This window comes from Sorangium sp. So ce176 (genome assembly GCF_051519835.1).
GTDB lineage: Bacteria > Myxococcota_A > Polyangia > Polyangiales > Polyangiaceae > Sorangium > Sorangium cellulosum_G.
In genome coordinates this window covers 5954078-5969482 of the sequence record NZ_CP150371.1, presented here as the reverse complement: position 1 = coordinate 5969482, position 15405 = coordinate 5954078, and the positions used below count along the sequence as shown (strand labels likewise).

Here is a 15405-nt window from a genome sequence, read left to right as displayed (position 1 = left end):
AAGGCAAAGTCCAGGCCTGTCGCTGGCGAGCCGACGGCTGCCCAAAACACGGTCGCAGCGCCCGCGCGCGGTTCCCCACGCGCGAGGCGCCGCGGTCGGCGAGGCGCGCGACGCACAAAGAAATGCCGTGCCCCGCAACGATTTCATAGCGAGTCCGGCCCGCCGCCGGTGTTCCGCCGCGCGGCGCGGCTGCGGTCGTGTGGGTCGGCGTGCGCGCGCTCATCGGGGCACGCTGACCGCCGTGATCGCGTGAAGCACGAGCAGCGCGGCGGCGACGCCGAAGGTGATGATGTGCGCCGGCAGCCCTCCGCGGAGCGCGGCGAGGAGCGCGCGCTGGGCCGGGAGCGCACGCAGCTCCACGGCGAGCCGGATGAGCTCGGCCAGGCCGGCGAGGCGCTCCGCGCCGCGCCCTTCGAGGACCTCGTCGATGCGGGCGCGCAGCGCGCGCTCCTCCTCGCGCAGGCCGCGCCCCGAGGCGAGGAGCGCGAGCGGGCCGAGGGGGCTCTGCGCGTAGGGCACGAGGATCTTCTCGACGAGCTTCTTGACCAGCTCGCTGCGCCCGCTCACCCCGCGGTAGAAGCGGTCGAGGAGCTCGCGGCGGGCGGCGGCGAAGTCCTCGGGGAGCGCCGCGGTGCGCTCGATCCGGGCGAGGCGCCGCGGCGCGAGCCGGTAGGCGACCGCCGTGAACGCGCCCGCCGTCGCGGCGGCCCAGAAGGCGAGGTGCAGCGCCGCGCCGAGCGTCGGGCGGCCGGACCGCGGCCACGGCGCGTGCGCGAGCGCGAGGCCGGCCGTGACGAGGCCGATCGCGAGGTGCCCGGACAGGTGCGGACGCAGCCGGCTCCTCACGGGCGCGGCGTCGCCGCGCTCCTTCGTCGCGGCGTCGCGCCGCCTGGGCCGCATCCACACCCACTTCCCGGCGCGCTTCGGAACCGCGTAGAGCAGGAGCAGCGCCATCCCCACCGCGGCAGCGACGCCCGCCGACAAGGCCGCGCCCTCGCCGGGCCGCGCTGCGTCATCGGCGCGCGCGTGCGCCGCGAGCCCCGCCGCGCCGAGCCCCGCCGCGGCGATCGCGCTCCCGGCGAGCAGCGCCGCGTCGCTCCGTCCCGCGCCGGCGCGCTCCTGCTCGCGCCGCGCCCCGCCGAGCAGATCGCGCACGTCGGCGATCTCCTCCGCCGGGTTGACGCGGAAGATCGACCCCGTGGGGCAGGCCTTCACGCACGCCGGCCCGTCGTGATCGCGGCAGAGATCGCACTTCACGGCGATGTCCGGGGAGCCCGCGCCGCCCGGGCGCGGCGCGTCCGCGGGCCGCGGCGCCATGGCGATGTTTTCCCACGGGCACGCCTTGGCGCAGGCGCCGCAGCCCGTGCAGAGCGCGTCCCGGATGAACACCTCGCCTCCGGTATCCTTGCCGATGGCGCCGGTGGGACACTCGATCATGCACGCCGGGCTCTCGCAGTGCTGGCAGGAGTTCGGCAAGAGGAGGCTCCGCGGCGCCTCGTGCCGCGCGGCCTGCGGCGCGTCGTCGACCCGCGCGAGCACCTTGTCCCCGCGGCGCACGAGCCGCGAGACCCCGTGCACATCGGCGCACGACCACGCGCAGTGCCCGCAACGGGCGCACGTCTCCAGGTCGATGACAAGGAGCGACCGCGCGACCTGCAGGCGATAGAGGTCCCTGAAGACGTGCGCTGTGTGATTGCGCGCCTGGCCGGCGACGATCGCCTCCTGGGCGGCGCGCTGCTCGCCGGTGATGCGCCGGAGTCGGGGGATGAGATCGGGGTGCTTCCGCGCGAGGAAGGCGAACGTCTTCGCGGGCACCGAAAGGAGCGTCGCGGCGCCGCTCGCCACCGCGCTCGCCGCCCGACTCCGTCCCTCGTCGAGCTCGACGTCCCCGAAGAAATCACCTCGGGTGAGATACGCGCGCACATGAATCCGATCTCCGTCCTCGGTCTGGATCTGCACCATCCCCTCGGCGATGAGCCACAGCTCCGCCGCCGGGTCGCCGGCGCGATAGACGGATTGGCCGCGCTCGAAGCGCCGATGACTCACCGCGTCAAGGACGATCTCGATGTCTTCCGGGTCGAGCGCGCGCGTGAAGGCGAGGGTGCCGAGGAGGTCGCGCGTCGCGCTCCTTCGCAGCGCGCGCTCGAGCTTCTCGGCGATCTCGGCCTTTCCGGAGCGCCCGGCGGCGCGGCGGAACAGGTGGACGGGGATCTCCGCGAGCACGCTCTCGGCGAGCGCGACTGCGGTGGTCCTGCGCGACATCCCCACGACCGCCTCCTCGCCGAGGACATCGCCCACAGCGGCGGTGCGCACCTCGGTTTCGCGATCATCTCCGCGGCGTGTCGCGCGCAGCGCGACGCGCCCCGACGCCACGACGAAGAAGGCGTCGCCGGCGTCGCCGGCGCGATAGGCGGCCTCGTCCGGCGCCAGCGCGCGGAGCCGCCCCGCCTCGGCGATCTCGCGCCGGGCGCGCTCGTCGAGCCCTCGCAGCAGCGGCGCGTCGAACACCCCCGGCGGCCATGCGCGAGGGCGTTCCGATCCCGCGCCGCGCACGTCGCCGCGCGTGTGGTCCGATGAGGGCATCAGCGCAGCTCCCCGCCGCCGAGCGCGGAGGACCGCGCCGGTAGACCTCGTCCCGCGGCGCGATCGACGCGCGATCCGCGCCGCGGACCGAGGTCAGCAGGAGCGGCGGGAGGAGGCCGTGTCATGGCGCCGGACACCGTCGCTTCATACCATCGCGCATCAGATATCTTGTGGGACGACATGGTCTTACGTCACGTTCGACGCTGAAGAAGCGTGAAAAATTGGACGAACGTCCCGAAAAATCCTTGACACCCAAGCCGATTATAGGGAATATCCATCCTGCTAGACTCGGCATCTTCGGCGCCAGGGTTCGTTTGATGGTTCGGCATGAAATGACTAGCATCTGTTCCAGAGTGCACATGCAATGTCATTCGAAATCAACGAGGTAGATGTATGAGTAGGCGCACGACGAGTTTGGCTGTTGCATCCCTGGCTGCCGCGTCCTTGATCACGCTCGGTTCGGCGTCCGCGAGCGCCAAGGACCACGCGGATTGGGCCCTCGAGTTCCTCGACCACACGGAGCCGGAAAAGAACCTGTCCGGGACCGACCCTTGTTACATGAACTGGGAGTCGGAGCCCGACCCGTCGCTCGACGGCAGCCTCGTGCCCGGGGAAGGCATGGGGGCCTGGGCCTCCATGACCAAGGGCGCGTGCCTCTTCACGCTGACGCTGCAGAAGTCGATGGGGTACACCCGGAACGACATCAAGCGGCATTGGCAAAAGTACAGCCCGACGTCGGAAGAGTACTTCGACAAGATCAACGCGAGTCCGGCGCTCGGCGCGCCCCCTCCTGCGCGGGAGACTTTCTTCCGCCGCGTCACGCGGGCGGTCGACATCGAGAAGGGCGATATTCTCGTCATCGACAAGAAGGTCGAGATCGATCCGGTGACAGGCATGCCAGTGATCGATCCAGTGACAGGCATGCCAAAGGGTTACGCCGGCCACACCGTCATCATCACGGGCGCGCCGAAGGAGATCCTGGTGCAGGTCAACCCGCGCTACTCGGGGACGAAGCAGTACGCCGTGCCGATCGTGGACTCGACGGAGACGGCGCACGGGTGCAACGAGGCGTACAAGGACAGCCGCTGGAGCGGGGACTGCAGCGACGGATCCATGACCCCGGGCATCGGGAAGGGCTTTATCCGCGTGTACACCGACTCGCTCACGGGCATCCTGCTCGGCTACACGTGGAGCGTCACGTCGTCGATGACGAGCTACTACTCGCCGTCGAACCGGCCCTACCGGATCGGCAGGCCGTTCAAGCTGATGGCGCCGCTCCCGACCGAGCCGCCCCCGCCCCCTCCCTGATCGCCGGGGCCGCTCTTCTCGATCACCGCGAGCTGAGCCTTTCAGCTCCTGACCAGCGAAGCCCTTACCCCGCGGGCCGGGGTAGGGGCTCGCCCCTTTTTGTCCGCCGGCCCGTCGGCAGGCCTGCCTCTCCTGTCGCTCCATCGCGGTGGCCTCCTCGGCTCAGGGGATCTCGACCTCGGCCCGCGCGAGCTCGACGACCTCGAGGCGCGCGAGCATCGACTCGGTGACCAGCGGGCCTGTCGGCCTGAGGCCCCGCCGCGCCTGCTCGCGCTCGTAGGCGGCGAACGCGCGGATCAGGAAGGGCGGAAACGCCCGGAAGAGCAGCCTCGCCTCGGCCCGGAGCGGGCCGCGCCGGTTGCCGACCGGGAGTTCGTACGTGTAGCGGATCGGCACGCCGGGCGGCACGGAGCGCGTGTCGATGATCGCGTCCGGCCCCTTGACGGCTCCGCGGCTCGCGTCCAGCGCGCCGACGGGAAAGTACGTCTCCAGGAAGGCGTTGTGGCCGGTGAGGTTCGAGCCGCACGCCCCGGTGTCAATGTCGTAGTCGCCGTCCGCGAACCGGTCGGCGTGGTGCAGGCCCTGGCCGGGCCCGGGCTCGCACGCGCCGTCCGCGGTCACGACGCCGATGCAGCGGACGCAGCGCAGAAACCCGTTCTGGAAGTTGATGAGCCCGCGTCCCCGGAACGAGGTCCCGCCGAGCCGTGGAGGTGGATTCCACAGAGGGGCATCCGATCCGTCGCGCACGTCGGCGCCGAACAACCCTCCTTGCGCGCCCGCCCCCCGGAAGGGATTGTTCGCGTCCGGGTCGGTCGTCACCCGGGCGAACACCTTGTCTCTCAGGTCCTCGTCGGCGCGGTCGACCCGGCCAACCTCGTAGAGCACCCGCCCGTCTCCACCCCTGACAACGAGGTGCACCCAGATCTCGCGCTCCTGGCTGAAGCCGGCCGGCACCTTGTGCCCGGCGCCGATGTTCTCGATTTCCATCGGGATCTCGACGCGCTCTCCGGCCGCTCCCGCGCGCCGCGGGGCGCCGAGATCGAAGCGGAACGTGTGGCGGAGGAGCAGATCGCGGCGGCGCCGGGCGCTCGCGGGGATGCCGTGCACGTCGAGCGACGGCTCATCGACGAGCGCCTCGGGGAACTCGTCCGACAGCGGCACATCCACGCCGGAGAAGTAGTGGGTCGCGACGTCCGCCGGAGCGGTGGAGTGATCCGCGACACGCCCCCGCGGCCGCGACCCCGGCGGGCGGGGGGAGAAGCGCGTTCCGGGCGGGCACTCGGGATCTCCCGCCGGCGGCTGCGCGGCGCCCGACGCGGGAGCCGCCTCGCAGACGCCCGGGTAGGTGCTCATGTGGCAGTCCTGGCAGGTGGCCGCGCGGCGGCCCGCGCGCTCCTCGGATCGCGCCCAGTCCGACCACTCGGTGTAGGCGTTGCGCAGGCGCTTGAAGTGCTCGCCCCGCGCCGCGGCGAGGCTGTCGGTGCCGAAGAGGCGCACGTCGTGGCACGCGCCGCAGAACTCGCTCGATCGCAGGTAGGCCTTCGCGCTCGCCGACGGCCTCCCGTGCACGATGGGGTCGTCGCCGCCCGCCGATCCCGCCGACGGCCGCCCGGCGCGCCCGTCCGGGCGCTGGCCCGCGGTGAGCAGGAGCTCCTCCGGGCGCAGGTCGTAGCCGCTGTTCGCGATGCCGAGCAGGCCGCGCGCGTCCTCGGGGCGCGCCGGGAAGACGGCGCCGGTCACGAAGGACGTCCACGTCGGGTTGCCCTGGTAGCCGAGACGCCCGCGCGGGCCGACGGGGCCGTGCACCTGATGGCAGAAGCCGCAGGAGATCCCCTCCAGGCCGCGGCGCGTGAGCAGGTCGCGCACCGGCAGGCGCGCGCGGGGATCGCCGCCGGGGCGGCCGTCCCACGCGGGCATCGCGGCGTCGAGGTTCTCCGCCGGGCTGTGGCAGTTGACGCACCAGTGCTCGCCGCCCGAGCCGGTCACCGCGACGCCGCTGCCCCTGTCGCGGCACGCGCGCGCCGGATCGACCTTGCGGAGGATGCCCGCGCCGTGCGGGCAGTCGGCGTCGCGCCCTACCTGCTCCTCGATGAGGCTCTCCAGCGCGTTGAAGAGCGGGCTCTTCACCGAGTGCGCCATCACCGAGCGGCGCCACTCCGCGGCCTGGCGGCCGTGGCACGCGGCGCAGTCCTCCGCCGCCGTCTCCTGCTGCGCGAGCGGCGCGACAGGCGCCACGGCGACCGTCCGCGGCGCCGCCCGCTCGGGGGCGCCCCGCGTGAGCGCGAGCGCTGCCGCCGCGACGAGCGCGCCGGCCCCGACCGGCGCGAGCGGCCACAGCCGCGCCGCCGCGCCGCCGCGCTCGTGGCGTCCGCGGGACGGGCGGCGAGCGCGCGCCTCGACCCCGGGCTCGCGCCCGCGCGGCGCGGCGGCGGTCCTGCTGGCCTCCGCCGGCGCGGCGGTCCTGGCCTCCGCCGGCGCGGCGGCAGACCCGTCCTCGGTCGACGTGGCGGCGCGCCGGGAAGCCCGCGCGCCGTGCGTCGCCCGCGCCGGCGGGGGCTCCTCGAGGAACCCCCCCAGCGTGTCGACGATCGCCTCGGCGCGCGACGGCCGCCGCGCGGGATCCGGGTGGAGCAGCCGCAGGGCGTAGCCCTGCAGGCCGGCGGGGAGCGAGGCCGCGACGCCCTCGACGAACGGCGGGGGCTCGCGGTGCGCGGCCTCGCCGAGCGCGTGCCGCAGGCCGGCGCCCGCGAACGGGTGCTCTCCCGCGAGCAGGCGGTAGAGCACGAGGCCGAGCGCGTAGCGGTTCGCGGCGCTGTCCCACAGCGCGCCGTCGGCCTGCGCGGGCGGCGTCCAGAGCGGCGGGATCGCCGACGAAACGCGCGCTCCCTCGGGGCGCGGCTCCGGGGCGGCGCCGCGGCCCGCCTGTCCCCCGACGAGCGCCGCGACGAGCGCGTCCGCGGGCAGCGTCACCTGGCCAGCGTCGTCCACGAGGATCGCGTCGGGCGAGAGCGGCCCGGGGAACAGGCTGGCGCGCTCGCAGGCGGCCAGCGCGCGGCCGATCGCGATGGCGAGCCGTAGCGCCTCCTCGAACGGAAAGGGCCCGCGCCGCGCGCGCATCCGATCCGACAGGGAGGCGCCCGCGAGCCTGCGCACCAGCCAGACGGGCGCGCCGTCCGGGCGCGCCGCCGCGGCGCCCTCGCCCTCGGCTGCCGCGTCGACGCCGCCGTCGATGAAGCCGCCGATGCCCGCGCCGCCGAGCGACAGGAGGCGCGCCGCGACGGCCTCGCGCTCCGGCCCTGCCGGGCCGCCCTGGTCCGCCCCGCCGAGCCGCCACAGCTCCTCTGCTGCGCCGCAGCGCCATCGCGCGGCGCGCCCGATGGCCGGCAGGGGCGCGCCTTCCGTGTAGCCCGCCTGCTCCGGCGACGCGCGTCTCACCGCGCCCCCGCCGGCGGGGCCGGCGTCGCCACGCTGTCGGGCGGCTCCGGCGCGCCGTTCGCGGAGCGCAGCGCGTAGGTCCCGAGGCCCGCGAGCGCCGACAGCGCCACGACGATCGCGATCGCGAGCCCGGACGGGACGTCGCGCGTCCTGTCGATCTGCTCGACGAGCGCGATCGTATCGGCGCGCGGCGCGCCCGTCCCGTCCGCGTCGCGCGCTGCTCCCGGCGCGCTCGCGCGTCCCGGCGCGCTCGCGCGACCCTGGTCTCCGGTGCGCTGCGGCGCGCTCGCGCGACCCTGGTCTCCGGTGCGCTGCGGCGCGCCCGCCGTCGTCGCGTGCTCGCCGCTCGTCGCGGGGCGCGGCGCGCTCGCGGCCGTCTGGAACGGCTCCAGCCGGTCCACGATGTCCTGCGCGAGGTACGGCCGATCCTCGGGCGCCTTCTCGAGCAACTGGAAGAGCAGCTGCTCGACGCCGCGGGGCAGCCCGCGCCGCACGTCGTCATCGAGCGGCGGGGGCTCTGCCGTGCACTGCAGGTTGAGCAGCTCCCGCGGCGAGGCCGACTGGAACGGCGGGCGCCCCGAGAGCGCCTCGTACAGGATGAGCCCGAGGCAGTAGAGGTCCGATCGGTGATCGATGGACCGCGCGTCGATCTGCTCCGGGCTCATGTACTGCAGGGTGCCGACGCTCTGCGTGTTGGTCTGGTTCATCGCCTCCACGACCTTGGCGATCCCGAAGTCCATCACCTTCACGCCGCCGTCCTTCTGCACCATGATGTTCTCGGGCTTCAGATCGCGGTGGATCACCGGCGGCTCTTGCCCGTGGGCCGCGGCGAGCGCGCTCGCCACGCTGGCCGCGATCCGCACCGCGTCCGGCCAGGGCAGGCGGCCGGCGGCGCCGAGCACCGCGCGCAGCGTCTGGCCGTCGAGGTACTCGAGCACCATCACGAGCTCGCCGGAGGCCTCGATGCTGGCGAGGCTCCGGACGATGTTCGGGTGCTCGAGGTGCGCGAGGATCTGCATCTCGTTCAGGAAGAGCCGCCGTCCCTGCTCGCTCCGGGCGAGCTCCGGGCGGAGCACCTTCAGCGCGACGCGCCGGCGCGACAGGCGCTCCTCGCCCTCGTAGACCTTGCCCATCCCCCCCTCGCCGACGAGGCGTCGAACGAGGTACTCGCCGATCTGCTCCATGCGCGCCGTCTCCTCTCCCCGACCGGGGCGTCTCTTCTACGCGCGACCCGGGCCCAGGGCTTACACCCTCGAATTGCTGCGCGTCGATGGAGCGGCGCGGTGGTAGAACCGGGACCATGCTCCCACGTTCAGCCTCGCTCGCTCTGGCAGCGATCCTGGCGCTCGTGGTCCCGGCCTGCTCGCGGACCGTGGCGGAGCCGGAGCCCGAGCCGCCGCCAGCGGTCTCCGGCGGGCCGGTCGTCGCGCCGCTCGCGTGGGATGTCCCGGCGTCCTGGTCGGCGCTCGAGGTGCCGCGCGCCGGCCCGCGCAAGGCCCTCTACAAGGTGCCGCGGGTGGCGAACGACAAGGAGGACGCCGAGGTGCAGGTCCTCTGGTCTGGCCTGGGGAGCGACGGAGACGTCGAGGCGAACTTCAAGGAGTGGTTCGCGCAGTTCGACGGGGACGTCGGGGCGAAGGCCAGGCGAGCGTCGTTCGAGGTCCGCGGCATGCGGGTCGAGACGGTCGAGGTCGTCGGCACCTACACGATCGCGCTCGGGCCGAAGGCGGGGGCCGGCAGGCGCGCCCCCGTGGAGATGGTGAAGGACGGCTACCGTCTCCTCGGCGCGGCCGTGAGGACGCCCGATCGCGGGAACTGGTTCTTCAGGGCTGTCGGTCCGGACGAGACGCTGCAGTCGGCGCGCTCGGCGTTCCAGCGTCTGCTCGAGTCGGTCCGGTAGAGGGTCGCGCGGCCGCGCCAGCGCTGCCTCGTGGGTTGCGCAAGCGCGCCCCGGTCAACGGTCACGTCGCGCGCGTCGCGCGCGTCGCCGCGCCGGGCCGCTCGCTGCGGGCTCCGCGCCCGTGGTACGTTGCGCGCCATGGACGACCGAAAGCGCGACGTGCGCACGCCGGCCGAGATATTCCGCACCGAGGCGGAGGCCGAGGCGGAGAACCACCGGCGCTGCGAGGAGAGCAAGCACCAGCTCGCCAACCGCTGTCCCGAGTGCGGCAGCCTGGGCAGCATGGAGCTGGTCGACGGCACCCTGCGTTGCATCGACTGCGATGAGGTGGTGGCCGCAGCCCGCCAGCTCTCCGGCTTCGGCCGCCGCTGAAGCGCTCCGCTCACGCGCGTTCACGCATGGCGGACACCCGCCGGAAGCGGTAAAGCCGGCGCCGGACAGAAAATCGTCAAGTAAACTTGCTTTCCTGATGATTTTCAGTCGAAGCCGTGACTATTCTGCGAACATCGGTGCATTCGCGCCCTGGCCAGTTTTCGACCCCGGGCAGGGTGCACGGAAGTGCAGGCTAGCCAGCCAGCCGGGGCGTGACAGCCGGACTGAAGTGTTGCAAGGAGCCCGAGATGAAGCAGATCGCAGCGGAGAGCTCGTACCACGCGCCACGGGAGACAAGCCAGGCATCCCGGGCGACGACGGCACGAGGCGCGAGCGGAGGGCTGCTCATCCTGATGATCGAGGACAGCGCGATCACGAACTTCGGTCCTGCAAAAGAAAGTGAGCTGGTAAACAGCCCGCGCCGGTCCCGTCCGAAGCGTTGACAAGAGGCGTCGCAGCCCGGGTTCTGCCCGGCTCCCCGCGCCGAGCCCGCTTCGCGCCGACAAGCGCTTGACCCCCGCCGCGCGACGATCGCGCGCGACACGTACAGTGCGGCCAGCGCGAGCACGACGCGCCGTGAGGCCAGCGCGGGCGGCATGCGCGTCGGCTGCCGGGTTGCCGTTTTTTCGCCCCCTCCGCTGAATCGTGGCACCTCGTCGGTGTGGACACCCGGGGAACGACGCGGAAAACCATGGTCCTGGCGCTCGCGGCTGCCGCTCTCGGCGGCGGGGCGCTCGGTTGGCTCGGCTGCAGCGACCCACGCGACGCCATCGAGCGGATCGCCCGGGAAGAGCCCCCCGCGCTGAGCCGCGTGGCCCAGGCGGGGCCGGGCGGCGACACCGAGGGGCAGGCGACCGCGGCCGCGCCCCGGGGCGCCTCGCCGGAGGCGGCGGAGCAGGGCCGCAGCGACTCAGGCCGCCTCGAGGCGGGCGCGTCGCCGTCGGCCCGCGGCGCGGCGCGGGAGCGGCGCCGCCGGTCGGGGTCGGCCGCGGTCGGCGCGTCGGTGGCGGACGGCGCGGGCCGGGCGGCGCAGGGCGGCGACGCTGAAGAGCACGCCGCCGCGGCGCCCGAGCTCCACGTGGTGCGGCTCGTCGTCTCGAAGGGCATCGCCGGCCGCGAGCCGCTCGAGCCGGCGAGCTCGTTCGCCAGCGCGGAGATCGACCGCATCTACGCCTTCGTCGAGCTCGCGAACAAGGACCGCGCCTCCTCGGAGATCAGCGTCACCTTCGCGCCGCCCGACGGCAGCGCTCCGCTGCGCATCCCCCTCGCTGTCGGCGCGCAGCGGCGCTTCCGCACGTGGGCGGCCACGCGCAAGGCGCGCGCGCCGGGGCTCTGGTCGGTTGTGGTCAGCGACGCCGCGGGCAAGGAGCTCGCGCGCGCCTCGTTCACGATCACGAAGTAGGAGACGCCCGTGGTCTGCAAGCTCCGCTCGCGCCCTGCCGTCCACCGGCGCGCCCGCCGCGCCGCCGTCCTCGTCCTCGCGCTCGTCGCGGGAGGTTGCGTCTCCCGCGTCGCCCCGGAGCCCGGGCTCACCGGGCCGCGACGCGCGCCTGCGGTCGCCCGCGCTTCCGGCGAGCAGGTGGGGCTCAACTTCTGGGTGCCCGACGGCCCCGCGGCGAGGGTGCTCTCGCTGCAGGTCCCGGAGAGCGACGAGGGCGAGCCGGCCGAGGACGCCCCGCCGGCGACCGCTGCCTCGCGGCGCGCGACGTCGGCGGATCCGGACGAGGAGCGCCGCTACGTGCTCCTGCCCGGCGTCGCCCTCGCGCCCGTCGTGGAGGAGAAGGTCGCGGAGATCGCCGACGCCTACTTCCGGCGGACCGGGAAAGAGCTCGTTGTTACGAGCGGCACGCGGGACCCGGAGCGACAGGCCGAGGCGATGCACGAGCTCTTCCGGCACGGCGCCGACGTCCTCGGCCTCTACAAGGACAAGGCGGCGGCGCGCGAGATCAAGAGCGCCTACGAGGAGGGCCTGTCGGCCGACCAGCCTCCCGAGGCGCTGATCGAGGCGCTCGAGCACGTGATCCGCGCCCAGATCGACCGCGGCGTGTTCATCTCGGCGCACCTGCGCGAGGGCGCGGTCGACGTCCGGAACCGGGACATGACGCCGGCCGAGAAGCGCGCCTTTCTCGATGGTGTCGAGGAGGTCGGCGGCGTGCTCGCGCTCGAGGAGTCGCGGCCGCCCCACTACCACCTGCAGATCGATTAGGCGCTGTCGGGCGAGCCGCTGCGCGTCACTCGTCGTTGAACCGGACGATTTGTCCGGAATCGCTGTTCGTCCAGTAGACGCCCGACCTGTCCGCGGCGATGCCCGTCGGGCCTCCCTGGGCCGACGCGATCTCCTCCGGCTTGGCGGTCCCGTCCTTGCGGATCCGGTAGACTTTCCCCGCCTCCCTGACCGTGACGTAGACGAAGTCTCCGTGGGCGGCGATCCCGGTGGGAGCGCTCGACAGCTCTCCGAGGAGGGCCACCGGCGCTTCTCCCGTCGAGGCGCTCCGCGGATACCTCAGGACGCCGTCCGGCGTGAGCCAGTAAAGGTTGGCCTCGTCCACCACGATCAGGCCCGGCATCGTGAGTCCATCGAGGAGGACCGTCTCTTTCTCCTCAGTGCCCGTGTCGTCGAAGAAGATCTCTCCCGTGCTCTGGTCGGTGAAATAGACGATGTCCCCGTCCGCAGCGACGCCTGCGGGCGCCCCGGTCGGGCTCGAGACCCCCGTCGGGTAATTGTCTTTGTCGGTGTCGTCCTTCCTTACCCAGGTGATGCGATGGCCCCTGGTCCGCACGCCATAGACCCGGGCGTCACCGAGCGCGATGGCGCTTATCCTGCCGCAGCCCACCCAGAGGGTCGTCTCGTCGGTGACCGGCGCGACGGGGAGCTTCGCGTCCTTCGGCATCTTCAGCAGCTTGTCACGGTCGGTCATCTTGCCCTCGCAGCTCTCGTCGGCACGGCTGCTGTCGGTGCTCGACCAGTAGATGTGCGTCGCGTCCACCGCGATGGCCTCGGGCGACTCGATGGACGGATCAAGCAGGTCGATGACCGCCCGGTCATCCTTGATCTGCATCCGGAGCGCGCCGCCCGTGGCGCTCCCCTGGGCCCCGTCGCTCCGCTCGTTGGCCCAGTAGATCGCCTCCTCGTCGAGCGCGATCGCGCGCGGCCCCGCCTGCCCCTCGGCGATCCTGATCAGCGGGGTGACCTCGCGGTCCTCGACCCCCGCGATCTGCGCGCAGCCCTGGAGGCCCGGCGCAAGTCCGGAGAGCGCGAGCGCGAGCGTCACGGCAGAACCCTTCGAGCTTCGCATCACCACTGGCCTCCGAGCATCAGGCGCCCCCCGTCCGAAGCGACGCTGGGCGCGACCCACACGCGCTCGCCCGCGGCCGCCTTCTCCGGCGACCGGGACATCAGCACCATCGCGACGCCGGCCCCGACGCACGCCAGCCCTGCGCCGATCGCGATGTTCGACACCATCGCGGTCGTCTGGGCGCTCTCGTTCAGATCGACGTCCGCCCGGCTGCAGCGGAAGTTGCCGCTGCAGCCCGCCTCGACGTCGCTGGCCTTCTGCATCGTCAGGACCCCGAACACCGCGCCCACGCCGATCCCGGCGAGCCCGACGCCGCCGGCGACGAAGCCCAGCGTGCGCATCGCGCCGCCGCCCGCGCCGCTCGACCCGGAGCTCGCGGCCCCCGGGCGAGCCTGCGGCGCAGGCTGCGGCGGGGCAGGGGGGGCCACCTTCGCCGGCTCCGGGGCGGCGACGTCGGCGAGCGGGGGGATGGTCACCCGCGTCGTCCTCGGCCCGGGCTCGAGCGTCACCTGCTGCGACCAGGGCTGCTTGCCCGGCGCCCTGGCCTCGATCGTCGCCGTGCCCGGATCGACCGGGATGCCCGAGCCCGTGGCCGCGGTCGCGCTGAGGTCCTTGCCGTTCAGCGTGATCGCCATTCCCGGCGCCGCCTGCGCCACCTCCAGCACGAGGCGCGTCAGGCGGGCCTCCAGCTCGGATCCGCGCTTGGCGGCGAACTGGGAGCGATCCTGCTGACCCGCGCTCGCCGCGAGCGCGGAAGCCTCCTTGAACTCGGCCCACGCGCTCGCCGTCTTGCCCTCCTTCTCGTGGCAGACGGCCAGGTTGAGCAGCGTCCCCACCGTGGGGTCCACGCGCTGGCTCTCGGCGAGCTTGGGGCACGCTTCCTGGAGCTTGCCCTCCTCCATGAGCTTCTTGCCGTCCTGGAACAACCCCTCGGCAAGCGCCTTGTCCGCCGGGGTCGCCTGGGCCCAGAGCGGCGAGGTCAGGCTCATCCCGGAGAGCAGCGCGAGCCATGCGCCCGCGTGTCGCGCTCGTGACGGTCTCAATGTCGGCTCCTCAGCATATCGTCCTCGCTGGTCGACGTCGGCGGTTTCGGCGGGGGGGCTGGCTTGAGCGGCGCTCCGGACGCCGTGGCCTTCGGGCGGGCGCTGGGCGCCGCGTCGCCGGCCGGCGACGCGCTCGGCGCAGCGCTCGGTGCAGCGCTCGGCGCAGCGCTCGGCGGCGCCGCGGGGCTCGCCGCGGCGGGGGCCGTCGCGCCGGAGGCCAGGGCCGCGGCGGTCGGCGCCGCAGGCGCGGTCGGCGCCGCGGCGAGCGCGCCGCTGCCGGCGCCGCCGGCGGGATCGCGCTCGGGCGCGGCCGCGGCGGTCGGCGCCTCCGACGCCACGCGCGCGCTCGCGACCAGCCACACGCCCGCGCCGACCGCGCTGGCGAGCAACGCGGCCGCGCCGGCGGCCACGAGCAGCCGGCGCCGCGACCTGCGGCGGGAGCTCGTGTGCGTCCACGACGCGCCGGACAGCCTGTCGCTGTCCTCGGCCGCCTTCGAGTTGAGCAGCGTCTGTCCGGCCGGCGACGCCGCGCCGATCGCGCTCTGGATGCGCGAGGTCGAGAGCTTCGCGAAGCTCGACCCGATCGGCTCGAGCGCCTGCGCGAGCTTGGCGACGTTCGCGTAGCGCGCGCCCACCTCGCGCTCCAGGCAGCGCGCGACGATCCGCTCCAGCGAGGCGGGCGCGTCGCTGCGCTTGTCGCGCAGCCGCGGCACGGGCTGGTGCAGGATGTTCGCCATCACCGCGGCGACCGTCTCGCCCTGGAACGGCGGCTCTCCCGTCACGAGCGTGTACAGCAGCACACCGAACGACCACACGTCGGCGCGCCCGTCGACGGTCCTCGGCGCCATCATCTGCTCGGGCGACATGTACCCGGGCGAGCCCATCACCTGCTTCGTCGATGTGAGCCCCGGCTCCGCGGGCGAGTCGAGCCCTTGCCCCTTCGAGATGCCGAAATCGAGGACCTTGATGTGCCGTGTCCCGTCCGCGTGCTCGGCCAGGAACAGATTCGAAGGCTTGATGTCCCGGTGCACGACGCCGGCCGCGTGCGCCTCGGCCACCGCCTCGAGCGCCTGCAACACGTAGTCGACAGCGTCCTGGATCGGCAGCGGGCCGTGGGTGTCGATGACCTGCTGGAGATCGAGCCCGGTCAGGAACTCCATCACCATGAAGGGCACGCCGCTCTCGGTGGTGCCGACGTCGAACACGCGCGCGACGTGCTCGCCCTGGAGGCGCGCCGCGGTGCGCGCCTCGCGCAGGAAGCGCGCCACGGCCTCCTGGTTCGCGAGGGCGTCCTGGCGCAGGATCTTGATGGCGACCTTCTGGTCGAGATCCTCGTTGCGCGCCGCGAGCACGACGCCCATTCCCCCGATCGCCACGACCCGCTCGACGCGGTACTTGGCCGCAATGAGCTCGCCGGGCTGGGCCACCGGTGCGAGGAGCTGCGCGGTGCGGTCGGGGGTCACGGCTG

The 15405-nt window shown here is 73.6% G+C and carries 12 protein-coding genes; 5 read left to right on the top strand and 7 right to left on the bottom strand.

Annotated features, from left to right (window positions below):
- Positions 1–219: 219 nt before the first annotated feature.
- Positions 220–2583 carry a cyclic nucleotide-binding domain-containing protein gene (locus WMF42_RS22300; RefSeq protein ID WP_437694141.1) on the bottom strand — a complete coding sequence of 788 codons (2364 nt, stop codon included), beginning with the start codon at positions 2581–2583 and terminating at the stop codon, positions 220–222.
- Between the two features lie 444 nt (positions 2584–3027).
- Here WMF42_RS22300 and WMF42_RS22295 point away from each other — a divergent pair, with 444 nt between their 5' ends.
- Complete coding sequence (locus WMF42_RS22295) at positions 3028–3891, top strand: hypothetical protein (protein WP_437694139.1); 864 nt, start codon at positions 3028–3030, stop codon at positions 3889–3891.
- Between the two features lie 162 nt (positions 3892–4053).
- On the opposite strand, the gene WMF42_RS22290 is transcribed toward WMF42_RS22295, so the two are convergent.
- Together WMF42_RS22290 and WMF42_RS22285 are read right to left on the bottom strand one after the other, a co-directional pair.
- Positions 4054–7326 carry a serine/threonine protein kinase gene (locus WMF42_RS22290; RefSeq protein ID WP_437694137.1) on the bottom strand — a complete coding sequence of 1091 codons (3273 nt, stop codon included), beginning with the start codon at positions 7324–7326 and terminating at the stop codon, positions 4054–4056.
- Positions 7323–8510 (bottom strand): serine/threonine protein kinase, encoded by a 1188-nt coding sequence (locus WMF42_RS22285; protein WP_437694135.1) that lies wholly within the window; start codon positions 8508–8510, stop codon positions 7323–7325. The genes WMF42_RS22290 and WMF42_RS22285 overlap by 4 nt, the downstream gene beginning before the upstream one ends.
- A 116-nt stretch (positions 8511–8626) precedes the next feature.
- Here WMF42_RS22285 and WMF42_RS22280 point away from each other — a divergent pair, with 116 nt between their 5' ends.
- A complete protein-coding gene (locus tag WMF42_RS22280; protein WP_437694134.1) occupies positions 8627–9226 on the top strand; it encodes a hypothetical protein in 600 nt (199 codons plus the stop codon).
- 138 nt (positions 9227–9364) lie between these two features.
- Positions 9365–9598 (top strand): hypothetical protein, encoded by a 234-nt coding sequence (locus WMF42_RS22275; protein ID WP_061612470.1) that lies wholly within the window; start codon positions 9365–9367, stop codon positions 9596–9598.
- A 193-nt stretch (positions 9599–9791) separates the two neighbouring features.
- Here the strand turns inward: WMF42_RS22275 and WMF42_RS22270 are convergent, their stop codons facing one another.
- On the bottom strand, positions 9792–10196 hold the full coding sequence (locus tag WMF42_RS22270) for a hypothetical protein (protein ID WP_155799004.1): 405 nt from the start codon (positions 10194–10196) through the stop codon (positions 9792–9794).
- Between the two features lie 93 nt (positions 10197–10289).
- Between WMF42_RS22270 and WMF42_RS22265 the strand changes: the two genes are divergently transcribed.
- Together WMF42_RS22265 and WMF42_RS22260 are read left to right on the top strand one after the other, a co-directional pair.
- A complete protein-coding gene (locus tag WMF42_RS22265; RefSeq protein WP_437694131.1) occupies positions 10290–11000 on the top strand; it encodes a DUF2914 domain-containing protein in 711 nt (236 codons plus the stop codon).
- 9 nt (positions 11001–11009) lie between these two features.
- On the top strand, positions 11010–11804 hold the full coding sequence (locus WMF42_RS22260) for a hypothetical protein (protein WP_437694129.1): 795 nt from the start codon (positions 11010–11012) through the stop codon (positions 11802–11804).
- Positions 11805–11829: 25 nt separating this feature from the next.
- Here WMF42_RS22260 and WMF42_RS22255 read toward each other — a convergent pair whose 3' ends face one another.
- Genes WMF42_RS22255 through WMF42_RS22245 form a run of 3 tightly spaced genes read right to left on the bottom strand, consistent with a single transcriptional unit; the run spans position 11830 to position 15400 of the window.
- Positions 11830–12894, bottom strand: a complete 1065-nt coding sequence (locus WMF42_RS22255) for a hypothetical protein (RefSeq protein WP_437694127.1) — start codon at positions 12892–12894, stop codon at positions 11830–11832.
- Entirely contained in the window at positions 12894–13937 is a 1044-nt protein-coding gene (locus WMF42_RS22250) for a hypothetical protein (RefSeq protein ID WP_437694125.1), read from the bottom strand. Before WMF42_RS22250 ends, WMF42_RS22255 begins: the two co-directional genes overlap by 1 nt.
- A complete protein-coding gene (locus WMF42_RS22245; RefSeq protein ID WP_437694123.1) occupies positions 13934–15400 on the bottom strand; it encodes a serine/threonine-protein kinase in 1467 nt (488 codons plus the stop codon). The genes WMF42_RS22250 and WMF42_RS22245 overlap by 4 nt, the downstream gene beginning before the upstream one ends.
- Between the last annotated feature and the right edge of the window lie 5 nt (positions 15401–15405).